This is a genomic window from Streptomyces sp. NPDC002793, from assembly GCF_040295485.1.
Taxonomy (GTDB): Bacteria; Actinomycetota; Actinomycetes; order Streptomycetales; family Streptomycetaceae; genus Streptomyces.
Window position 1 is genome coordinate 89,225 of the sequence record NZ_JBEOVL010000007.1, and the last position, 21,186, is coordinate 110,410.

Annotated in this window: 17 protein-coding genes, 1 pseudogene and 1 riboswitch; of the genes and pseudogenes, 14 read left to right on the forward strand and 4 right to left on the reverse strand. The window is 72.3% G+C overall.

The window, feature by feature from the left end; all coding sequences use genetic code 11:
* The first annotated feature begins 2 nt into the window (after positions 1–2).
* The 7 genes from ABT001_RS08995 (at position 3) to ABT001_RS09025 (ending at position 6,773) form a co-directional block, all read left to right on the forward strand.
* A complete protein-coding gene (locus tag ABT001_RS08995) occupies positions 3–881 on the forward strand; it encodes a substrate-binding domain-containing protein (protein WP_351274503.1) in 879 nt (292 codons plus the stop codon).
* A 137-nt stretch (positions 882–1,018) separates the two neighbouring features.
* On the forward strand, positions 1,019–1,282 hold the full coding sequence (locus ABT001_RS09000; RefSeq protein ID WP_351274506.1) for a type B 50S ribosomal protein L31: 264 nt from the start codon (positions 1,019–1,021) through the stop codon (positions 1,280–1,282).
* A gap of 197 nt (positions 1,283–1,479) precedes the next feature.
* Positions 1,480–3,330 carry an acyl-CoA dehydrogenase family protein gene (locus tag ABT001_RS09005; protein ID WP_502967446.1) on the forward strand — a complete coding sequence of 617 codons (1,851 nt, stop codon included), beginning with the start codon at positions 1,480–1,482 and terminating at the stop codon, positions 3,328–3,330.
* The gene (locus tag ABT001_RS09010; protein WP_351274509.1) at positions 3,327–3,497 is read left to right on the forward strand and encodes a hypothetical protein; all 171 of its coding nucleotides are present in this window, start codon (positions 3,327–3,329) and stop codon (positions 3,495–3,497) included. Before ABT001_RS09005 ends, ABT001_RS09010 begins: the two co-directional genes overlap by 4 nt.
* 78 nt (positions 3,498–3,575) lie before the next feature.
* Positions 3,576–3,762: riboswitch (cobalamin riboswitch) on the forward strand.
* Between the two features lie 31 nt (positions 3,763–3,793).
* Positions 3,794–4,861: an ABC transporter substrate-binding protein gene (locus ABT001_RS09015; RefSeq protein WP_502967447.1), complete on the forward strand. Its 1,068-nt coding sequence runs from the start codon at positions 3,794–3,796 to the stop codon at positions 4,859–4,861.
* Positions 4,858–5,943, forward strand: coding sequence for a FecCD family ABC transporter permease (locus ABT001_RS09020; protein ID WP_502967448.1), 1,086 nt, complete (start codon positions 4,858–4,860; stop codon positions 5,941–5,943). The genes ABT001_RS09015 and ABT001_RS09020 overlap by 4 nt, the downstream gene beginning before the upstream one ends.
* Positions 5,940–6,773 (forward strand): ABC transporter ATP-binding protein, encoded by an 834-nt coding sequence (locus tag ABT001_RS09025; protein WP_351274511.1) that lies wholly within the window; start codon positions 5,940–5,942, stop codon positions 6,771–6,773. Before ABT001_RS09020 ends, ABT001_RS09025 begins: the two co-directional genes overlap by 4 nt.
* Before the next feature lie 61 nt (positions 6,774–6,834).
* Here ABT001_RS09025 and ABT001_RS09030 read toward each other — a convergent pair whose 3' ends face one another.
* Positions 6,835–7,791, reverse strand: coding sequence for a PRC and DUF2382 domain-containing protein (locus ABT001_RS09030; protein WP_351274514.1), 957 nt, complete (start codon positions 7,789–7,791; stop codon positions 6,835–6,837).
* 242 nt (positions 7,792–8,033) lie between these two features.
* Here ABT001_RS09030 and ABT001_RS09035 point away from each other — a divergent pair, with 242 nt between their 5' ends.
* Together ABT001_RS09035 and ABT001_RS09040 are read left to right on the forward strand one after the other, a co-directional pair.
* The gene (locus ABT001_RS09035; RefSeq protein ID WP_351274517.1) at positions 8,034–8,756 is read left to right on the forward strand and encodes an adenosylcobinamide amidohydrolase; all 723 of its coding nucleotides are present in this window, start codon (positions 8,034–8,036) and stop codon (positions 8,754–8,756) included.
* Between the two features lie 28 nt (positions 8,757–8,784).
* Positions 8,785–9,672: an NAD(P)-dependent oxidoreductase gene (locus ABT001_RS09040; RefSeq protein WP_351274520.1), complete on the forward strand. Its 888-nt coding sequence runs from the start codon at positions 8,785–8,787 to the stop codon at positions 9,670–9,672.
* 30 nt (positions 9,673–9,702) lie between these two features.
* On the opposite strand, the gene ABT001_RS09045 is transcribed toward ABT001_RS09040, so the two are convergent.
* Positions 9,703–10,575: an RNA polymerase sigma factor SigF gene (locus ABT001_RS09045; RefSeq protein WP_351274522.1), complete on the reverse strand. Its 873-nt coding sequence runs from the start codon at positions 10,573–10,575 to the stop codon at positions 9,703–9,705.
* Between the two features lie 411 nt (positions 10,576–10,986).
* Between ABT001_RS09045 and ABT001_RS09050 the strand changes: the two are divergent.
* The 3 genes and pseudogenes from ABT001_RS09050 (at position 10,987) to ABT001_RS09060 (ending at position 13,416) form a co-directional block, all read left to right on the forward strand.
* A pseudogene (locus ABT001_RS09050) lies at positions 10,987–11,792 on the forward strand (GNAT family N-acetyltransferase).
* A gap of 24 nt (positions 11,793–11,816) precedes the next feature.
* Positions 11,817–13,016 carry a PP2C family protein-serine/threonine phosphatase gene (locus tag ABT001_RS09055; RefSeq protein WP_502967449.1) on the forward strand — a complete coding sequence of 400 codons (1,200 nt, stop codon included), beginning with the start codon at positions 11,817–11,819 and terminating at the stop codon, positions 13,014–13,016.
* Positions 13,017–13,143: 127 nt separating this feature from the next.
* Positions 13,144–13,416 carry a hypothetical protein gene (locus tag ABT001_RS09060; RefSeq protein WP_351274525.1) on the forward strand — a complete coding sequence of 91 codons (273 nt, stop codon included), beginning with the start codon at positions 13,144–13,146 and terminating at the stop codon, positions 13,414–13,416.
* Positions 13,417–13,783: 367 nt separating this feature from the next.
* Here the strand turns inward: ABT001_RS09060 and ABT001_RS09065 are convergent, their stop codons facing one another.
* Positions 13,784–15,586, reverse strand: coding sequence for a flavin-containing monooxygenase (locus ABT001_RS09065; protein WP_351274527.1), 1,803 nt, complete (start codon positions 15,584–15,586; stop codon positions 13,784–13,786).
* Positions 15,587–15,782: 196 nt separating this feature from the next.
* Here ABT001_RS09065 and ABT001_RS09070 point away from each other — a divergent pair, with 196 nt between their 5' ends.
* Complete coding sequence (locus tag ABT001_RS09070; protein WP_351274530.1) at positions 15,783–16,799, forward strand: SMP-30/gluconolactonase/LRE family protein; 1,017 nt, start codon at positions 15,783–15,785, stop codon at positions 16,797–16,799.
* An 11-nt stretch (positions 16,800–16,810) separates the two neighbouring features.
* On the opposite strand, the gene ABT001_RS09075 is transcribed toward ABT001_RS09070, so the two are convergent.
* On the reverse strand, positions 16,811–17,401 hold the full coding sequence (locus ABT001_RS09075) for a TetR/AcrR family transcriptional regulator (RefSeq protein WP_351274532.1): 591 nt from the start codon (positions 17,399–17,401) through the stop codon (positions 16,811–16,813).
* 274 nt (positions 17,402–17,675) lie between these two features.
* Between ABT001_RS09075 and ABT001_RS09080 the strand changes: the two genes are divergently transcribed.
* Positions 17,676–21,167, forward strand: coding sequence for a phosphodiester glycosidase family protein (locus ABT001_RS09080; RefSeq protein WP_351274535.1), 3,492 nt, complete (start codon positions 17,676–17,678; stop codon positions 21,165–21,167).
* Positions 21,168–21,186: the final 19 nt, after the last annotated feature.

A 21,186-nucleotide genomic window follows, 5' to 3' on the forward strand; every position in this document is an offset into this window, starting at 1 on the left:
GCATGACGGAGCAGGGCACGTGGAGTTTCACGGACGACCGGGGGCAGTCGGCGGTGGCGGACCGTGTGCCGTCCCGGGTACTCGCGTACGTCCAGGCAGGGGCGACGCTGTGGGACTACGGGATACGCCCGGAGGGGATATTCGGCTCCGGGCACGACGGCGCCGAGCCCGACCGGGCGAAGACCGGCACGCTTCCGCTGGACGCCGTGGACTACCGGGGCGCGGGCGACAACCTCGACCTGGACACGCTGTTACGCGGCAGGCCCGACCTGGTCGTGGCGGTCAGCTACGGCCACGGCCAGCTCTACGGACTGGACCCGGACACCGCCAAGCACCTGGAGGAGCGTGTCCCGGTCGTCGTGATCGACGTGGGCCAGGCGCGCACCCTCGACCGGGTCGCCGAGCGGTTCGCCGAGCTCGCGCGCTCGCTCGGAGGTGCGACGGTCGCGGCCGCGGAGGGCGACCTGCGCGCCGCCCGCGAGCGACTCCGCGCGGCCGCCCGCACCCCCGGCGGACCCAGGGTGCTGGCACTCTCGCCCGCGAGCCAGGAGCAGGCGTACGCCGGCCGCCCCTGGATGTGGCCCGAACTGCGCGTCCTGGCCGAACTCGGGGTCGGCCTCGTGTCCCCGCCCGAAGGGGCCGGCGTCAACTGGGCCACCCTGGACTGGGCGGAGGCGGCGGCGCTGGAACCCCGCGTCGTCCTGGCGGACATCCGGTCCAACGCGGTTCCGCTCGCCGAGATCGCGGCCCCCGCCTGGGAGGCGGCCGGGCGCGCCGCGCGGATCGTGCCGTGGAATCCGGAACCCCTGTGCAGCCCACAGGCCCGTGCACGCTTTCTCGGGCTCGTCGCGGACGCGGTGGATGGGGCGGCGGGAGACTGAGTCCGGTTGCCGGGTAAGGGGCGGTCAAAGGCTGATCCGCTGCTCCGTACGGGCGCCCCGGATCGCGCACGCCCCCGCTGTTCGGGACGCTGGCCCGAACAGCGGGACGCGAGATCCCCGTACACCCAGGAGCAGACATGCAGAAGGACAAGCACCCGTCGTACCGTTCCGTGGTCTTCCGCGACCGCTCCGCCGGGTACGCCTTTCTGACCCGGTCCACCGCGTCGAGCGAGCAGACGATCGACTGGGACGACGGCAACAGCTACCCGGTCATCGACGTGGAGATCTCCGCCGAGAGCCACCCGTTCTTCACCGGTGAGGCGAGGGTGGTCGACACCGAGGGCCAGGTCGCCAAGTTCGAGCGGCGGTACGGCGACGAGGGGCGTGGCGACGCCTCGTGAGCCCCGGGGGCACCACGGCCCCGCGCCGGCGGGGCCACGGCTTTTCCGCCGGGCGCGACGGTGAGTGACCGTCGCACGGGCCGGCGCCCTGCCACCCGGGGAGGAGGAGCCGGCAGCGGCCCTGACCAGCGGGCCCGTCCCGGAGCGGCAGCGCCCGAAGGGGTGTCCTCGCCCGTGCCACGATCGTTGATTTCGTTATGACCGTGACCCTTACCGACATCGCCCCACCGTCCACCACCGAACTGCTGACCGGCGTCCTCCTCGGCCCCGAATTCCGTCGCGAGCACGGATTCTGGCAGCGGCTGATCAGCACAGAACCGTTCCGCCGCCCCGCGGGCGGAACGCCCGAAGAGCGACTGGAACTCGCCTACGACCGGTTGCGGATCCTCAACCTCTCCCTGGACAGCGGAGCACGCCTCGCCGCCGACCCCCGCGCGCTGGCCGCTCTGCACGCCTGGCTCGGCCCGGTGGACCCCGCGCTGACCACCGTGGCGGGCATCCACTACAACCTCTTCCTCGGCAGCCTCCTCGACCACGAGTGCGCGGGCCGCCGTGACCTGTCCGACTTCCTGACGATGCGGCGCATCGGCACCTTCCTCTGCACGGAGGTGGCGCACGGCAACAACGCGGCAGCCATGGAGACCACCGCGACCTATGACGCCGAGCGGGACGGCTTCGTCCTGCACACCCCGAACGCGGGCGCGCAGAAGTTCATGCCCAACACCAGCCCGGCGGGCGGAGCCAAGTCCGGACTGGTCGCCGCACGCCTGGTGGCCGACGGGTCCGACCACGGGGTGCGGCTCTTCCTGGTGCCCCTCACCGACGACGTACAGGCGCTGCCGGGCGTGCGCGTACGGCCTCTGCCGGCCCGGATGGGTAGCCCGGTGGACCACTGCCTGACCTCGTTCGACCGGCTCTTCGTGGCGCGGGACGCCCTGCTGGGCTCCGGTGAGGAAGGCGAGGCGACGGGGAAGTTCAGGACCGGTCCGGGGGACAGGCGGCGGCGTTTCCAGACCTCCATCGGGCGGGTCGTCCCCGGCCGGATCTCCATGAGCGCCTGCGCCGCGGGTTCGGCCCGCGCGACCCTGGCCGTCGCCGTGCGCTACGGCGGCCACCGGCTGATCTCCGGAACCAGGGGAGCGGCTCCGGTGCCCGTCAACGCGCACCGGACCCACCACGGGCCGCTCGCCTCGGCCATGGCCACGGTCTTCGCCATGAGCCTGCTCCACCGCCGGGCGCAGAAGCACTGGGAGACCTGCGGCGACGGGGACGGCCGGAGGGACGCGGGCAGGCTCGTCGACGTGGCCAAGGCGTGGATCACCTGGCGGGCCCGTGACGTCATCGTCGAGAGCCGTGAGCGCTGCGGTGCGCAGGCCTTGTTGGAGAACAACGGCATGACCGAACTCGTCACGGGGGTGGAGGGAGCCATCACCGCGGAGGGCGACAACATCGCCCTGTACGCCAAGGCCGCGGCGGAGATGCTCTTCGCGGCCGACCCCCGCGAGGACGGCGCCCCGGGCCCGGTCGCGTGCCGCGGTGACCTGGCCGATCCGCGCTTCCTGGGCCAACTCCTCGCAGCGGTCCAGGACATCTGGTTCGCCCGGGCGAGGCGCCGCGCGCAGCGTGCGCCCGACGTCGATCTCTTCCAGCGGTGGAACACGGCCGCGGGTCCCGCTCTGCGTGGGGTCGATGCCTACGCCTACCGGGAGGCAGCCGCGGCCTACGCGGAGGCGCGGGCGGCGCTGCCCGAGGGCGCCGCCAGGGACAGGCTGGGAGAGCTGGAGCGGCTGTTCGCCGTCGAATGGGTGGCCCGCAACAGCGGTGATCTGCTGGCCGCGGGTCTCCTGAGCGGGGATCAGGTCGAAGCCCTGCCGGAGACCGCCGAGCAGCTCGTCGCGGCCGTCGCCGCCCACGCCCGGCAACTGACCGAATCCTTCGCCCTGCCCGAGGCGCTGCTCGCCGACTGGCCGATCGCCGGACCCGGCTACGCGGAGGCCTACGACGACCCCCGCGGCTCCTGGAACGCCCGCCCGACGGACGCCCGATGAGCGCCGCGGTCAAGGGGCCGGCCGGGTACGTCCGCCTCGGGGAGCGCCTGGAGATCCTGGGGCTGCGCGTCGTTCTGCTGGCCTACTGGGGCACGGTGTCCGTGCTCGCGCAGCGGAGCGCGAAGCCGTGGCCGCGAGGCGGCGAATCGGTTCGCCCCAAGGGCTGACCCGCCCGAAGACCGGTACGGGGGGCGTCCGTCCGCCTCCGTACCGGCCGTCGGCCCCGAGGCCCACGACGTCCCGCGTGATAGCTTGCAGAAGCCAGTCACACTCCACGTGGAGTCAGGGAATCCGGTGCGAATCCGGAGCTGACGCGCAGCGGTGAGGGGGACGGGCGGGGCCACAGCCACTGGGACACCCTCGGGTGCACCGGGAAGGCGCCTCGTCCGGACGAACCCGAGTCCGAAGACCTGCTGGCACCCGCTTCCGCACCGGGAGCGGAACACCGTAGCGGGCTCCGCGCATGAGCCCAGAGACGCCGAGGGACTCCGTGCCGCCCATAGCCAGCACCGTACGCCGAACCACCCTGCTCCTCACGGGACTCGTCCTGCTGACCGCCTGCGGCGGCAGCGGATCCACCACAGCCGCGAAGAGCGGGGGCGGCGCCGGATACCCGGTGACGCTGAAGAACTGCGGACGCACCGTGACCGTCGACGCAGCCCCGCAGCACGCGGTCTCACTGGACCAGGGATCCACGGAGATCCTCCTGTCCCTGGGGCTAGCGGACCGGATCGCCGCCACCTCCACCTGGACCGACCCCGTGATGAAGGGGCTGGAGAAGGACGAGGCCGAGGTCCCCCGCATCGCGGAGAACCGCCCCTCCTCGGAGAAGGTCCTCGACCAGGAACCCGACTTCGTCAGCGCCTCCTTCGAATCGACCCTCGGCAAGGGCGGCGTAGCCCCCCGCGAGCAGTTCGAGGACCTCGGTGTGCCGACCTACGTCTCGCCCTCCGACTGCACGGCCAAGGACAACAGCGGGAGCGGCGACGGCTCCCGTACGGATCCGCTGACCATGGACAGCGTCTACACCGAAGTGCGCGAACTGTCCCAGGTGTTCGGCGTACCCGAGCGGGGCGACGCGCTCGTCCACCGCCTCGAGGCCCGTATCGGCGAGGCGACCGAGGGCATGGACGCCTCCGGAACCACGATGCTCTACTGGTTCGCCAACGCCGAAGCACCCTACCTGGCGGGCTGCTGCGGAGCCCCCGGCATCATCACCGAGGCGCTCGGCGCGAAGAACGTCTTCGACGACACCCACGAGGAATGGCCCCAGATCAACTGGGAGACCGTCGCCGACCGCGACCCCGACGTGCTGGTCATCGGCGACCTGACCCGCAAGTCGCAGACGGCCGAGAGCGCCGCGAAGAAGATCGAGTTCCTGGAGTCCAACCCCGCCACGAGGAACATGGACGCCGTGCGGCACAAGCGGTACATCCTGCTCAGCGGCCAGGCCATGAACCCCTCCGTCCGGACCGTGGAGGGCGTGGAGCGCGTCGCCGCGGGGCTGCGTTCGTTCGGACTCGCCGGGTGACGAAGACCGAACACGCCCCGGACCTACAGGTGGAGCCGCCGCCGCCGGCCCGCCCGGCCGCAGGCACCCGGATCCTTCGCGACGGTGTCCTGTGGAGCGCCGGGACCGCCCTGCTGCTCCTGTCCGTCGCGGTCACCGTCACGATCGGCCCCGCCCGCATCTCCGTCCCCGACGTCTGGTCGGCGGTGGCCTCCCACCTCGGCCTCACCGACGCGGGGCTGACCCCCATACGCGACGGCATCATCTGGAACCTGCGGATGCCCCGCACACTGCTCGCCGCGGTGTGCGGGGCGGGGCTCGCGGTGTGCGGGACCGTGATGCAGTCGCTGCTGCGCAACCCCCTCGCGGACCCGTTCGTCCTGGGCGTCTCCTCCGGGGCGTCCACCGGGGCGGTCGTCGTCGTCGTCCTGGGCGTCGGCGGGGGAGCGGTGTCGATCTCGGCCGGCGCCTTCGTCGGTGCCCTGTGCTCGTTCGCCCTCGTCCTGGTGCTCAGCCACGTCCTCGGCGGCTCCACCGACCGGGTGGTCCTCTCCGGGGTCGCCGCCATGCAGCTCTTCTCCGCGCTCACCTCGTTCGTCGTGATGACGGCCGCCGACGCGGAACAGACCCGGGGCGTGCTGTTCTGGCTGCTCGGCTCCTTGAGCGGCGTCGGCTGGGGAGACGTGTGGATGTGCTCCGCCGTGCTGGCCGTGACCCTGCTGATCTGCCTCGGACACGCCCGTACCCTCGACGCCTTCGCCTTCGGCCAGGACGCCGCGGCCGCCCTCGGGGTGCACGTGGCACGCACCCGGATCGTGCTGCTCTGCACCACCGCGCTGCTGACGGCTGCCCTCGTCAGCTCGGCGGGTGCCATCGGGTTCGTCGGCCTCGTCCTGCCGCACGCAGCCCGGGCACTCACCGGGTCCGGCCACCGGAGGCTGCTGCCGGTGACGGCGCTCACCGGAGCCGTGTTCCTGGTCTGGGTCGACACCCTGGCCAGGACCGTCCTCGACCCGCAGGAGGTCCCGGTCGGCGTCGTCACGTCCCTCATCGGGGTGCCCGCCTTCGTCCTGGTCCTCTACCGCACGAGGAGGAGCGCATGACCCGGACGGGCCCACCCGGAGACGGGCTGCGGGCCGCACGGGTCAGCAGGGAGGCCGGCGGACGGATCGTCCTCGACGACGTGAGCATCGCGCCGCCGCCCGGCACCACCGTAGGACTGCTGGGGCCGAACGGCTCCGGCAAGACCACGCTGCTGCGGGTGATGGCGGGCGTGCTCACCCCCGGCGCGGGCGTCGTCACCCTCGACGGCCGCACCCTCGCCGCGACCGGCAGACGAGAGGTGGCTCGACGCGTGGCCGTCGTCGACCAGCACGCGGTCACCCAGGTCGACCTGAAGGTGCTGGACGTCGTACGCCTCGGCCGCATCCCGCACCGGCGTGCCTGGTCCGCGCCCGGCACCGAGGACGAGACCGTCGTACGGGAGGCCCTGGCCCGCACGGGGCTGGCCGACCGTGCCGGACAGTCCTGGCACACCCTGTCCGGAGGCGAGCGCCAGCGCGTCCAGATCGCCCGTGCCCTGGCCCAGCAGCCACGTGAACTCCTGCTGGACGAACCCACGAACCACCTGGACATCCAGCACCAGCTGGAACTCCTGGCGCTGGTCGCCGCGCTGCCCGTCACCACGGTGGTCGCCCTGCACGACCTCAACCTGGCCGCGATGTTCTGCGACCGGGTCACCGTCATGAAGGAAGGCCGTGTGGTGGCCGGCGGAACGCCCTCGGAGGTGATCACCGAGGAACTCATCGCCGATGTCTACCGGGTGCGCGCGGTGGTGACGCCGGAAGGACCGGACGGGCGGCCGTCGGTGCGGTTCCTGCCGGGGCAAGCCGTCCACGGACGGCGGAAGTGTGACGAGAGGGCGGGCCCGTGAACCGCCCGGGTCCGCCCCTCGCTATGGCCGTGCGGCCTTTCGCCGCTGTCTGAGTGAGGGGTCAGCGACGACGTCCCTGGCCGAACTCGCCGCCCATGTCCTTGCCGCTGCCCGTGTCCTTGCCGTCCGCGTAGTCGATCTTCTCCTTGCGGAGCTCGGCGGAGACTTCCTTCTGCTCGGTGACCCTGCTGGTTTCGAGGTGGACCCGTTCCACGGGGACCGCCTCCTTGCGGACGGTGGCTCGTTCGGCGTGCAGGGTGACTTCCACGTCCTGCTCACCGAGTTCGCGCCCCTTCATGCCCGTCCCCTTCTCGCCGGGCTGCAGAGGCTCGCGGACCACACGTACCTCCTCGTGGGACACGGGTACCGTCCGGGTGACGTTCTCGGTCACGACGTACTTGTGCAGCCGCGCCCTCCCGCTCTCGTACTCCTCCGTGCCGACTTGGAGTTGCTCCTCGGACCGGATCATGTCCTGGCCCGCGGCGGACCGTTCGGCTCCGGCTCCCGCGAGCGGGCGCGACGTGGAAGAGGTGTCCATGTCGCGGTGCCTGCCCGTACCGGCGGTGGTGCCGGTGGCCTTCGCCTGGCCGGTGGTACGAGCGGTTCCGGCAGCGCCGGCAGCACCGGCCGCTCCCATGGCTCCCGTTCCGGTCGTCGTGCGCGCGTCACCGCGCGTTCCGGCGGTACCGGTGCCCTTCCTGGTCATCCCGTAGTGCCGGTACAGCTCCTCCTCCTCCGACACGGAGAGGTGTGCGTCCGCGTCCACCCGGGGCGCGTCCTTGACGCGGTCCTTCGGATGCGAGACGTGCAGGTCGGAGCCCACGCGGCGGGCTCCTGCCAGCGGTACGAAGCTCTCCTTCATACCGAACATGCCGGTCTTGACGGTGATCCAGTCGGGCTTGCCGGTGTCGTCGTCGACGTACACCCGGCCCACCGTGCCGACCTTCTCCCCGTCGCTGTCGTAGACGGTCAGACCGTCGAGTTCTCCGGAATCCGTGAAACCGTCAGCGGCTCCCATGGCCGATTCCTCCTCGCCCGGGCGCGTCCTGCGGTCGGTTCCAGCAGAGGAGGCGCGTCCGGATTCCATCGCGCCTCACCCGGTTGGACGGTGCAACTTCCCGGCCGGTGTGCGGAGCGGTCAGGAGCACCGGGAAGGGGCGGTGGCCCCGTTCCACGCGGGTATCGGCCCACGACGGGCGCTACGCCATTCGAGTGAGCACTCTCCCGGGTGCGCCGGATGTGCGGCCTCCGCCCCGCCGTATGATCGACGCGCTGCCGCCGACCGTCGGCCCGGCCGGTCAGGGGAGGTGCGCCATCGGATCCGCAGGAATCCACCTGCCCCGGCAGCGCGGCGAACTGCTGGCCCGGCACGAGGACGGTCACGGGCTCCACCATCTCGTCTGGCGGCTGGGGCCCGGCTGGCGGGTGTGCAGCAGCGCCGTGCTCGGCGGCGGCATCGGCCCCCGTGCCTGGATTCTGAACGCTCAGGTCCCCGGCGGTTACCCCCGGCTCGACCCCGACCGGCACCTCGCGGAGATCGCGGCGGCGGCCGAGCTCGACGGCCCGGGAGCCGGGCTGATGACGGCGGCCGATGTCACCGCGTACGCCGTCGCCGACGACGGGGGCGTGACCGCGACGGTCACCAGCGGCCTCGGCGTACGGGGATGGGCCGCCGCCCCCGCCGAAGGGACCGACGGTCCGCCGCAGCCCGGCACCGTCAACATCGTCGTCACCCTGCCCGTGGCCCTCTCCGACGCCGCCCTGGTCAACGCGGTGGCCACCGCCACCGAGGCGAAGGTCCAGGCGCTCGTGGAGGCCGGCCTCGACTGCTCCGGTACGCCGACGGACGCGGTGTGCGTGGCCGCGCCCGCCCCGGGAGGGCAGCCCGGCGAAGCGTTCGCCGGACCGCGCTCACGCTGGGGCGCGCGACTCGCCAGAGCCGTGCACCGCGCCACTCTGGAGAGCGCGCTGCGGCAGTCTTGAGGCCCGCACCGACGAAGGGAACCTCCCCATGACCACCGCATTCCCCGCCCCCGGCGCACCGACCGTCGCGGTCCTCGGCACCGGCATCATGGGATCCGGGATGGCGCGCAGCCTGCTCAGGGACCGGCTCCCCGTCCGGGTCTGGAACCGCACCCGCTCCAGGGCGGAGCCGCTGGCCGCCCACGGTGCCACCGTGACGGACACGGCGGAGGAGGCCGTGCGCGGAGCCGACGTCGTCCTGACGGCCCTGAACGACGGCCGGTCGGTGGCGGAGACCCTGACCGCCGCGACGCCGGGTCTGCGACCGGGGCAGACCTGGCTGCAGAGCTCCACGGTCGGCCTCGACGCCACGACCGACCTCGTCCACCGAGCCGCCGGACTGGGGCTGGTCTACCTCGACGCCCCGGTCTCCGGCACGAAGCAGCCCGCCGAGCAGGGCACGCTCACGGTGTTCGTCTCCGGCCCCTCCAGCGCCCGTGCGACGGCATCGCCCGTGCTGGACGCGATCGGGCAGCGAACCGTCTGGGTCGGGGAGGAACCGGGAGCCGCCACCCGGCTCAAGCTCGTCGCCAACACCTGGGTGATCAACATGGTCAACAGCGTGGCGGAGTGTCTCAATCTCGCCGAAGGGCTCGGGCTCGACCCGCGGCTCTTCCTGGACGCGATGAAGGGAGGCCCGCTGGACACGCCGTACCTCCAGGGCAAGTCCGCCGCGGTGCTCTCCGGTGATCTCAGCCCTAGCTTCGCGCTCTCCACCGCGCTCAAGGACTCCCGGCTGATCCTCGAGGCGGCCACGGCGTCCGGAGTGAGGCTCGACCTGGTCGCCGCGTCCGCCGAGCGTTTCACCCGGGCGGAAGCGGCCGGGCACGGAGGCCAGGACATGATCGCCACCTACTACGCCGGCCGTCCCGCATAGGCGTGCGTGACCTGATCCGTCGGTGGTGCGTCAGTCCTGGGCGAACATCCCGCTGCGCAGCTTGCGGAGAATGCGGCTGAGCAGCCGGGAGACGTGCATCTGTGAGATGCCGAGCTCCTCACCGACCTGGGCCTGCGTCATCTCCTGGCCGAACCGCATGTCGATGATGCGGCGCTCACGTGGGTCGAGCCCGCCGAGCAAAGGGGCGAGCGCATGGAGATTCTCCACCGTCTCCATCGCGGGGTCGGGCTCACCCAGTACGTCCGCGTAAGAGCGCCTTCCCGCAGCGTGCCCCGGGGCGTCCGCCGTGTCGGCCGGCATGTCGAGCGATCCCGCCGTGTACCCGTTGGCCGCGACGATGCCTTCGGTGATCTCTTCCTCCTCGAGACCGAGGTACTCGGCGAGCTCCCGCACCGTGGGATCCCGGTCGAGGTCCACGACCAGCGTCTCCTTGGCCTTCGCGAGGTCCACCCGCAACTCCTGCAGCCGCCGCGGCACATGCACCGACCACGTGGTGTCGCGGAAGAAGCGCTTGATCTCGCCGGTGATGTACGGAACGGCGAACGAGGTGAACTCGACCTCACGGGAGAGGTCGAAGCGGTCGATGGCCTTGATCAGACCGATGGTGCCGACCTGGACGATGTCCTCCATGTCGCCACTGCCCCGGTTGCGGAAGCGGCCGGCGGCGAAGCGTACGAGGGACAGGTTCATCTCGATGAGGGTGTTCCGGGCGTACTGGTGCTCGGGGGTGCCCTCTTCGAGCGCCCGTAGACGCTCGAAGAAGAGTTTCGACAGCTTCCGGGCGTCCTGCGGGGCGATCTGCCCGGCGTCCTCGATCCAGGGAAGCCCGACCGGGGCACCCGCGCGTCCCGTGCCCGCGGTCTGTGCAGTGCGCGCGGTCATCCTGTCACGCTCCTCAGGTTGTGGGCCATGAGGTGTGTGCGCCTGCCCGGAACGGTCCAACTCATGCGCGGGGAGGTGTATATGGGCCACGATCACGTCGCTGTCGGCCGGGGCAGGGCGTGATCGCTCCAAGGCGCGGCCCTCGGCCCCGGGGCACACAGAACCGCCCCACCGGTACGGGGGAGCCCGGTGGGGCGGTCATATCCAGAGTGCCACAGGCCGACGCCGGTTGGGGGCGTATCCCGCGCAGTGGTGCGCAATTCGCACTCCGGTACCGGGCATTCCGGCCTGCGATCCGGCGGACGCACTCTCGTTGCGGGTTCGTTAACAGGCCGGCGCCCGGGAATAGTCGCGGGGTGGGGGAGCCTTCCCTCCCTGTCGCCAACCGTCGATACCGACCGGAGAGAGTCCATGCCCCAGGCCGTCCCCCTGCCCACGAACCCGACCACGACCGTGGGCACGGAGCCGGCCCCGCGGGCGACAGCCCCCGAACCCGGCACCGGAACCGACGCGCGGCATCCGCTGGACAACCCTGCCCTCGCCTCGCTGACCGGTCCGCACGCCCGTTTCGCCGAACGGCGCGGCCGCGTTCTGCGCTACCGCCCCGACGTCACCCCGTGGCTCGCCCTGCCGGACGAGCCCGACGCCCAGGACTGGGCGGACGTCGCCGCGCTCGCGGGTCCCGGTGCCTCCGTCACCATCACCGCCTTCCGTGAACCCCCGCCGGCCGGCTGGGAGGTCGTCTTCCACGCCGAAGGCGTCCAGATGGTCGACGACACCGTGGACGCGGCCCCCGATCCGGAAGCCGTGCTCCTGGGCCCCGCGGACGTGGCGGAGATGCTGGACCTGGTCGAACGCACCCGCCCCGGCCCCTTCCTGCCGCGGACCGTGGAACTCGGCACCTATCTCGGCATCCGCCGCTCCGGGGTGCTGGTCGCGATGGCGGGGGAGCGGCTGCACCCGGCCGGCTGGACCGAGATCAGTGGTGTCTGCACCGATGGGCCGTCGCCCACGGCATCAGGGAACGGGGCGAGACGCCCTTCCTGCACGCCGCCGCGTCGAACACATCCGCCGTCCGGCTCTACGAATCCCTCGGCTTCACCCTGCGCCGCAGGACCTCCTTCCTCTCGGCGGTCGTCCCCCAGGACGCGGTGCCGGTCACCGACGCCAGGACCCGGGACCAGGGGACGGGTAGCTTGGAACACGTGGGGCGATAGGGACGAACAGGCGGGAGGCCTGCCGTGGTCATGGGGCTCCGGCGCCCGGGGGCGGCGCGCAGGCCACAGTTGCCCGGTACGGATCCGGGCGGGACGGCGGAGGGCACCTCCCGGATCGGCAGCCGGGCGCTCACGCTGTGGCTCCTCCTCCTGACCGTCGCGGTCGTCCTCCTGGACGCCCTCACGGGCAACGACCTCCCCCTCATCCCGCTCCTGGTCGTGCTGCCCGCGCTGGCCTCGGTCTTCTGCACCGTCCGCCAGACCACCGCCGTGGCGCTATGGGTCATGCTGGTGGTGGTCGGCTCCCGGATCGCCTCGACCGGAGCCTTCTGGGACGTGGTGTTCCTCCTCGGCTTCACGGGCGTCGCCAGCGCGCTGGGCGTCGTCGCCTGTGCCGCACGCATCCGGCACGCCACCGAAGTGGCGAGACTACGCTCGGCCGCCGTCGCCCTTCAGCGCCAGATCCTGCGCCCGCTGCCCATCGTCACGCGGCAGGTCTGTGCCCACGGCCTCTACGAGCCGATCGAGGAGGACCGCTTCGTCGGCGGCGACATCTACGAGGTCGTGCAGTCGTCGCACGGCACCCGGGTGATCATCGGCGACGTACAGGGCAAGGGTCTGCCCGCGATCGGTGTCGGGTTCGCCGCGCTCGGCGCGTTCAGGGAGGCGGCCGTCAGGGAGCCGGAACTCACCGCGGTGGCCGACGCGGTCGAGGACGCGGTCGTCCGGCACAACGCCTTCTCCGCGGAGACCGGTGAGGAAGAGCGCTTCGTCACGGCCCTGCTGCTGTGCTTCGACGGCGACGACCGGGCGCAGGCCGTCAACTGCGGCCATCTGCCGCCACGTCTGCTGCACGACGGGGTGGCGTCGGCGGTCACTCTGCACCGGACGTCCGTACCGCTGGGCATGGCGGATCTCGGCGGAGAGGCGCGCGTCGCCGAGCGGGTCGGCTTTCCGCGGGGCGCCGCTCTGCTCGTCTGCACCGACGGGGTGACCGAGGCGCGCGACGCGGCGGGGGGCTTCTACCCCCTGGACGAGCGCCTCGGTCGCTGGGCCGGGCGTGAGCCCGAGCAGGTCCTGGCCGCGCTCCAGACCGACCTGCAGAGTTTCTCCGGCGGGGTGCGCCGTGACGACGTCGCCGTACTGGTCCTGAGCCGGCCGCAGGAGGGTGAGAGCGTTCCGGCTGCCCTCCCCGGCCCGGACGAGCGCTCAGGCCCCGGATGAGCCGGACGGGCACGACGAGCACCGCGCCGGGTGCTGCGGGGCGGGCGTGCGTCGTCCCGGGCACAGTGGGTAGGCGAGGTGCCGTACCGGCCCCGCACCGAACGTGCGCACCGACGGGAGCGACGACATGACCGACCGCAGGCCCCAGGGAACGGCGTACACCGGGGCGAAGGGCAGCCCGCCGCCGACGCCCGCCGACATGCCCGACCAACAGGTCCAGGAAGGCGAGGACGCCCTTGACGTGATCCTCCCGCCGGGCGCCGAACGCCCCGGAGCGGATCCGGACACCGGGTCCGACGACGGCGGTCCCGACCCCGACGAGGCCGGCTCGGGCCGCGACGCCGCCCGCAACGCCGGCGTCCACCCGGAGCACCCGACCCCGGACGAGTCGACGGGGTGATGCGAGCCCGGCGGGCACGGCCCGGGGTCATCGGCCCCCCGGGCCGTGCCCGCGCCATGGGTACAATCGGGCCCATGGGCTCGTACTACTTCTTTCTCTGATCTCCGGCCAGGACGCCGCCGGGCGACTCCGACCGTCGCCGCGTGACCCACCGGGTCACGCCATGTGGCGCCGTCCTTTCCGTTGTCCGACACTCCGGCCCCGCAGCGCGCTTCCGTCCGTCACGGACGGCGATGTGCGTGCCGCCGAGGGCATGTCACTTCAGGGAAAGCACCCATGTCTCTTCAGCGCCCCCGCGCCCAACTGGCGATGAACGACGTCTCCAAGGGTGAACGGCCCCCTGACCCGCGCGGGCTAGGGCGGAGCCTCAGCGGACGGCCCTGGCCCGCAGGGCCTCCCCGATGGAATCCCCGCGCCACCGCTTCAGCAGCTCATGGAACGCGACGGCTCCGTGGGGGTAGGCGCTCGCGCTGTTCGGGCGGCCGAGCCCCTCACGGTTGTAGTAGCCGGGCGTGCACTCGGCGTGGAACCACTCGTGGTCCGCGGCGCCCTCGGCCAGCACGGCCGCCCAGGCGTCCTCGGCTTCGGGGGAGGGTTCGATGAGGGCGGACCCGTTCTCAGCCGCAGCGACGAGCGCGGCGGCGTGGACGGCCTGCTCGTCGAGTACGTGCGTGAAGTTGACGCTGCTGGCGTTGTGCAGGGAACCCATGTGGATCAGGTTCGGGAAGCCGTTGCCGGTGAAGCCGTGCAGGGTCCGCGGGCCCTCTTGCGCCCAGGCGTGCAGGAGTTGCCTGCCTCCCCGTCCGTGGACGGGGAGCCTGCCGGAGAGGATGCCGGAGACTCCCACGGAGAACCCGGTGGCGAAGATCAGGCAGTCGAGTTCGTACGTGACGTCCCCGACGACGGCACCGTGCTCGGTGATGCGCTCGATGCCGTGGGTGTCCGCGGTGTCCACCAGGGAGACGTTGTCCCGGTTGAACGCCGCGTAGTACTTGTCGGAGAAGGTGGGGCGCTTGCAGGCGTACCGGTACCAGGGCTTGAGCTTCTCCGCCGTGTCCGGGTCGGTGACGGTCCGCTCGACGCGGGCGCGCAGTTCGTTCATCTTCGCGGCGTCGGCGGCTTCGTAGGCGGCCTCGAAAGCGGGCCCCGCGCCGTCGCGCCGGAAGCTCGGCAGCAGCTTCTCCAGGAGCGCGGCGGAGGAGGTCCAGCCGTCGGACACGAGGTCCCGGTCGGCCGCCTCGCCGGAGACGATGCGCAGGAAGTTCTCGCGACGCTCCCGCGCCCAGCCGTCGCGGCCGGCGCCGACATCCTCCGCGGTGGTGCGGCGGTTGGCGCGTACGTCCACGCTGGAGGGGGTGCGCTGGAACACGTAGAGGTGCTGGGCGTCCTCGGCGAGCATCGGGATGGCCTGGACACCGGTGGCTCCGGTTCCGACGATGCCGACACGCTTGCTGGCGAGGCCGGTCAATCCGCCGTCCGGGGTGCCGCCGGTATAGGCGTAGTCCCAGCGCGAGGTGTGGAACGTATGGCCCTGGAAGGTCTCGACGCCGGGTATCCCGGGCAGCTTCGGCTCGGACAGGGTGCCGGTGGACGTGACGACGTACGTGGCGTGGAACGCGTCGCCTCGGTCGGTGGCCACGATCCAGGTCTCGGACGCCTCGTCCCAGGTGAGCGAGGTGACGGCGGTGGAGAACACGGCATCCGGATAGAGGTCGTACTTCTCGGCGATGCGCACCGCGTGGCGGCGGATCTCCTCGCCGGGAGCGTACTTCCACCCCGGCACGTAGCCGGTCTCGTCGAGCATCGGCAGGTAGACGTGCGACTCGATGTCGCAGTGGATGCCCGGGTAGCGGTTCCAGTACCACGTGCCGCCGAAGTCACCGCCCTTCTCCACGATCCGGACGCGTTCCACGCCCTGCTGCCGCATCCGCGCCCCGGCGAGGATGCCGCCGAACCCGCCACCGATCACGGCGACGTCGACCGTGTCACGCAGCGGCTCGCGTCCGGCCACTTCGTCCACGTAGGGATCGGCGGCGTAGTAGCCGAACTCGGCTTCCGTCCCGCGGTACTGGCGGGCGCCGTCGGTCCGTACGCGCCGTTCGCGTTCCAGGCTGTAGCGCCGCCTGAGCGCGGTGAGTTCGGTGGGGTCCGACGGCTGAGTGGTCATCATGTGGGGGTCTCACTCCATTCGACCGGCCGCCCCGGATCGAGCGGCCGTCCGCTACGGTAGCAACTACCGGACAGTGCTGTCCGGTTGCGGTGCGGGTGGACCACGGCACGCGTACAGGGCGCCTGTGCGCCGCCGTACGGGACACGCGGACCTCTCCGCCCACGGGCTCCCCCCAGACAGGAAGAGTGATCCCCCCATGCGACGACTCCCGGTCCGATCCCTCGCGGTGCTCGCCACCTTCGGCACGCTGGCCCTCACCGGATGCGGTACGGAAACGAGCGGCGGCGCCGCACCGGCCGCCGCCGGTGCGGACAGGACCGTCCGCGCTCACCAGGTCATGCAGTTGACGGAGGTCCACGACGAGACCGGGATGACCCTGCTGGAGGGCCCGACCTTCGACGAGAACGGCGACCTCTTCGTCGTCGACGTGACCGCGCCGGAAGGGAAGCCGAAGGTGATACGGGTCGACGTGAGGAAGAAGACGGCACAGGGGGTGCACACGGACGGACGGGGGGCTTACACCTCGGCACAGTTCGGTCCGTACGACGGCCGCCTCTACCTGACCGACTACGCCCACGGTGAGATCGTCAGCCTGGCCCCGGACGGAAGCGACCCGCGGACCTTCTTCTCCGGTGAAGTCGACGGAGAGAAGATGAACCCGGACGACATCGCCTTCGACGAGGCGGGCAACCTCTACGTCAGTGACTCACGCGGCCTGTCCACGGGGGACGCGCACGGACGTGTGGTCCGGATCGACCGGGACGGTGAGAAGGCCGTCGTCCTGGCCGACGGACTGGCCGCGACGAACGGGATCTCGTTCGACGCGGACCACCAGGGATTGTGGATCAGTGAACTCACGGAGAACCGGATCTCCTACCTCCGCCTCGACGGAGAGGGCAGCGTGACATCCCGGCACACCGCCATCCGCGTGGACGGCGGGATCGCCCAGACCGACTCGATCGCCGTGGACGCGGACGGCAACCTCTACCAGGCACTCCACGGCCGAGCGGCGATGGCGGTGTACGACCGGCACGGCGAGCGACTGGCGACCGTCGAGGTCCCCGCCCGCGCCGAGGGGCTCGAGTCGGCGACCAACGTGGCGATCACACCCGGTGGGACCAAGGCGTACATGACCGTCAGCGGGCCGGCCGGCGGATACCTGTACACCTTCGACGCGTTGGCGAAGGGCATCCGGCAGTCCAACGGCGGCTGACACCCCGGCTCTCACCCCTCGAAGGGCCGCACGGGTCCGACCTCGACACCGAGCAGCCGCCACGCGGCCTTCGCCCGGAGCTCCCGTACCTCGCGAGTGGGACCGCTGACGGCGCCGGAGACCATGGCGACGGCGAGCATGAGGTCGTCCGACGGACCCAGCCGGTGTCCCTCCGGCAGGCGTTGCCGCAGGGCGGACCCGACACGGTCCGACAGGACCAGGGCATGAGCGAGGGCTTCCGAGTGACCGGCGGCCCCGTCGGCGTGCAGCAGGCCCAGAAAGGCAGCCGACTCCGTCAGGTGCCAGGTCAGCACGCCGAGGACGTCGGGAAAACGCGCGCCCTCGGCCGAGGCCGCCTGTTCGACCTGCCGCACGTTCTCGTCCAGGACCGCGATCGCCACCGCCGCCCGGTCGGGGAAATGCCGGTACAGGACGCCTTGCCCGACCCCGGCGCGACGCGCGATCGCGGAAAGCGGGGCATCCAGCCCGTGGGCCGCGTAGATCTCCCGCGCGGCGACGATCAGCGCGTCTCGATTACGGGCAGCCGCCTTCGGCCCGTGGTTCGGGGGCCGCCGCTCGGCGGGCGTAAGGGGCTGAGTCATCCCGAAAGGGTACCGGCCGCGTGGCGGGGGAGGCGGATCCCGCCCCCGCGCACGGCTGCCGACGGGTCGTGAAGTGTGCGGTACGGCGTGGCGAAGGACCACCCGCCGGGGGATCCGGAAGGCTACGCGGTCCCGGACCGTCAGGGGTCACTCCTTCGCCGCGCGCTGTTCCCCCCGATGTCCCCGTCGCCCTCTGGTGCGTCCCACCGCGTCCGGTCATGCTGACCGCCGACAGCGCGTCCCGCGCGCAAACCGCTCTGCATCAGGAGGATTTGTGGGCCCTGGCACACTGCGCGGCACCCTGCGGCCACTCGTGCTGCTGGCGACCGTGGCGGCGACGGCGGTCGGGGCCGTCGCACCCGCCGCCGCCGACCCGGCTCCGGACCCCCGCCCGCACACCACCGCCGAGATCCTCAGACCCGTCGCCCCACCACCTGCGAGCCGCCCGTCCGGCGAAGCGAGATCCGTCGTGGACGGCGACGGCATCGAGACCGCCCGAGCCTCCCGCCCCCTCGCGCCCGGTGTCCGGCTGAGCTCGTACGACCGCCTCGAATCCGACAAGTGGCTACGGGTCGACGCCCTCTCGGTCGACCTGGACGGCAGCGGAGTACGTGCCGACTACCTCTCCTCGGGCAAGGTCGCGGACCGGCACACGGTCTCGGAGCTCGCCGCCGGGCACGACCCCGGACAGGGGCGCCGAACCGTCGCCGCGATCAACGCGGACTTCTTCGACATCAACCAGACCGGGGCGCCCCAGGGCCCCGGGATCAAGGACGGCGAAACGGTCCACTCCCCGGCCCCTGGCGCCAACCGCGCGGTGGGCATCGGACCGCGGAACGCGGGCCGAGTCCTGGAGCTGTACTTCGACGGCACGCTGACCCTCCCCTCGGGTACGCACCCGCTCGCCGCCTACAACGCGGCGAACGTACCGGCCCAGGGTGTGGGCGCCTACACGTCCGCCTGGGGCAGCGCCGACCGCGCGCTCGCCGTCGACGCCGCGCGGCCCGTGGCCGAAGTGGCCGTGCGCGACGGCAAGGTCGTCTCCGTGTCGGGAACCCCCGGATCGGGGCCGGTGCCCGAGGACACCGTGGTGCTCCTCGGCCGTGAGGCCGGGGCCGGACCGCTGACCGCCCTGAAGCCCGGCGACCCGGTCGGCATCACCTACCGGGCCCGCACCGACAGCGGAGCGGTACCGCGCACGGCCGTGGGCGGCCGGGAACTGCTCGTCGTCGACGGGGAGGCGCAGAACCACGACGGCGAGGGGAACAACACCGCGGCGCCGCGCACCGCCGTGGGCTTCTCCGAGGACGGCCGCACCATGCAGATCGTCACCATCGACGGCCGCCAGACCGACAGCGGCGGCGTCACCCTCACCGAGCTGGGCGAGATGATGCGGAAGGCAGGCTCGTACAGCGCCCTGAACCTCGACGGCGGAGGCTCCTCGACGCTCGTCGCCCGCGAGCCGGGAAGCGACGCGCTCCAGGTCGAGAACAGCCCTTCCGACGGCAGCGAGCGCACCGTCCCCAACGGTCTCGCGCTGACCGCCCCCGACGGCAGCGGGCGACTCGAAGGGTTCTGGGTCGAGACCCGCACGCCGGCCGCCGCCGCCCCCGGCGACGACCCGGTCACCGGAGGCCATCCCGAGCGGGTCTTCCCGGGTCTGACCAGGCGCCTCACCGCCGCCGGATACGACGAGACGTACGGACCCGCCGCCGGTACGCCGCGCTGGCGTGCCGTCAGCCCTGCGGTCGGCAGCGTCGACGACCGGGGGACGTTCACCGCCCGCCGCAGCGGCACGACCGACGTCAGGGCGGAACGCGCGGGGGCCCATGGTGTGACCCGGCTCACCGTTCTCGACCGGCTGGCCCTCATCCGGCCCACCACCACGCGTGTCGGCCTGGCGGACGCGGAGGCGACCGGGAGCTTCGGCATCGTCGGCCTCGACTCCCACGGCACGAGTGCTCCCGTGGAGCCCGCGGACGTCACCCTCGACTACGACCGCACGCGGTTCGCCGTCGCCGACGACGGCCGGGGATCGTTCACCGTCAGGTCCCTCACCGGCTCGGGAGCGGGACGGATCGAGGCCACCGCGGGGGGCGTCAGCACCACCCTCGCCGTGAGCGTCGGCCTCACCGAGCAGACCGTCTCGGACTTCGAGGACGCCGGCTCCTGGAAATTCAGCCAGGCCCGCGCGGACGGCTCGCTCGCCGCGACGCCTGACGGGCACACCGGTACCGGTCTCCGGCTCACGTACGACTTCACCCGGTCGACGGCGACGCGTGCCGCCTACGCCGCACCGCCCCGGTCCGTCGTCGTGCCGGGGCGGCCGCAGGCGTACACCCTCTGGATCAAGGGAGACGGCAACGGGGCCTGGCCGACCCTCCACCTCAAGGACGCCGCGGGCTCCGACCAGTTGCTACGGGGGCCGTACATCACCTGGACCGGCTGGCGACAGGTCACCTTCGCCGTGCCGCCGGGCGCGGCGACGCCCCTGTCGGTGCACCGCTTCTACCTCGCCGAGACGGCCGCGGCCCGGCAGTACACCGGTGAGATCGTCATCGACGGCCTGACCGCCCAGGTCCCGCCCGGCGTCGAACTCCCCGAACAGGCGCACCCCGCCGACCCCTTGATCGACACCGCGGCGGTGACCGAGGGCCGGGACTGGCGGTTCGCGGTGATGTCGGACGCCCAGTTCGTCGCACGCGAACCGGACAGCGCCATCGTCCGGCAGGCCCGCCGCACCCTGCGGGAGATCAAGGCGGCACAGCCCGACTTCCTGGTCGTGAACGGCGACCTCGTCGACGAGGGATCACCCGCCGACCTCGCCTTCGCCCGCCAGGTCCTCGACGAGGAGCTGGGCGACTCGTTGCCCTGGTACTACGTACCGGGCAACCACGAGGTGATGGGCGGGAAGATCGACAACTTCATCGCGCAGTTCGGTCCGGCCCGGCGGACGTTCGACCACGAGGGCACCCGGGTCATCACACTCGACACATCGAGCCTCAGCCTGCGCGGCGGTGGCTTCGCCCAGATCGAGGAGCTGCGTGCCCAACTGGACGCAGCCGCGAAGGACCGGTCGGTCGGTTCCGTGATGCTGATCGAGCACGTGCCCCCGCGTGATCCGACCGTGCAGAAGGGCAGCCGGCTGAGCGACCGCAAGGAGGCCGCTCTCGTCGAGCAGTGGCTGGCGGACTTCCGCCGCACGACCGGCAAGGGGGCGGCCCTCATCGGCAGCCACGTCGGGGTCTTCGACGCCTCGCGCGTGGACGGCGTCCCCTACCTGATCAACGGGAACTCCGGCAAGGCGCCGGCAGGACCCGCGGACGAGGGAGGCTTCACCGGCTGGTCGCTGATCGGCGTCGACCGCGTCCGGCCCGGCGAACAGGCCGCGGCGCGCCGCCGGCCGTGGGAGGGAGGGCCCGACTGGATCTCCGCACAGACCCGCGCCCACGTCGACGCGCTGACCCTGGACGCACCCTCCACGCTCGTCGTGGGGGAGCACACGCGGGTCGCCGCGCACGTCACCCAGGGCACCCGGACCGTGCCGGCTGCCTTCCCGCTCAGCGTGGACCGGACGGCCTCCCCGAACGTCCACATCGGGAAGGCGGACGGCGCCCGGCGCCGCCACGTCGCGGCTCTGGACCCCGCCACGGGCACGTTCTCCGCGCTCCGGCCGGGCGCCGTCACACTCGCGGTGACCGTCAACGGGGTCACCCGCCAGGTGCGGATCCAGGTCGTGTCAGGGGCGGTGGAGCCCGCCGCCTGACGCCCTGTCGCGTGACCGG

Bases quoted from the DNA above. Each gene is read 5' to 3' on its own strand.
- ABT001_RS08995 (WP_351274503.1), top strand. From the start codon at position 3: ATGACGGAGCAGGGCACGTGGAGTTTCACGGACGACCGGGGGCAGTCG.
- ABT001_RS09000 (WP_351274506.1), top strand. From the start codon at position 1,019: ATGCAGAAGGACAAGCACCCGTCGTACCGTTCCGTGGTCTTCCGCGAC.
- ABT001_RS09005 (WP_502967446.1), top strand. From the start codon at position 1,480: ATGACCGTGACCCTTACCGACATCGCCCCACCGTCCACCACCGAACTG.
- ABT001_RS09010 (WP_351274509.1), top strand. From the start codon at position 3,327: ATGAGCGCCGCGGTCAAGGGGCCGGCCGGGTACGTCCGCCTCGGGGAG.
- ABT001_RS09015 (WP_502967447.1), top strand. From the start codon at position 3,794: ATGAGCCCAGAGACGCCGAGGGACTCCGTGCCGCCCATAGCCAGCACC.
- ABT001_RS09025 (WP_351274511.1), top strand. From the start codon at position 5,940: ATGACCCGGACGGGCCCACCCGGAGACGGGCTGCGGGCCGCACGGGTC.
- ABT001_RS09030 (WP_351274514.1), bottom strand. From the start codon at position 7,791: ATGGGAGCCGCTGACGGTTTCACGGATTCCGGAGAACTCGACGGTCTG.
- ABT001_RS09035 (WP_351274517.1), top strand. From the start codon at position 8,034: ATGATCGACGCGCTGCCGCCGACCGTCGGCCCGGCCGGTCAGGGGAGG.
- ABT001_RS09040 (WP_351274520.1), top strand. From the start codon at position 8,785: ATGACCACCGCATTCCCCGCCCCCGGCGCACCGACCGTCGCGGTCCTC.
- ABT001_RS09045 (WP_351274522.1), bottom strand. From the start codon at position 10,575: ATGACCGCGCGCACTGCACAGACCGCGGGCACGGGACGCGCGGGTGCC.
- ABT001_RS09060 (WP_351274525.1), top strand. From the start codon at position 13,144: ATGACCGACCGCAGGCCCCAGGGAACGGCGTACACCGGGGCGAAGGGC.
- ABT001_RS09065 (WP_351274527.1), bottom strand. From the start codon at position 15,586: ATGATGACCACTCAGCCGTCGGACCCCACCGAACTCACCGCGCTCAGG.
- ABT001_RS09070 (WP_351274530.1), top strand. From the start codon at position 15,783: ATGCGACGACTCCCGGTCCGATCCCTCGCGGTGCTCGCCACCTTCGGC.
- ABT001_RS09075 (WP_351274532.1), bottom strand. From the start codon at position 17,401: ATGACTCAGCCCCTTACGCCCGCCGAGCGGCGGCCCCCGAACCACGGG.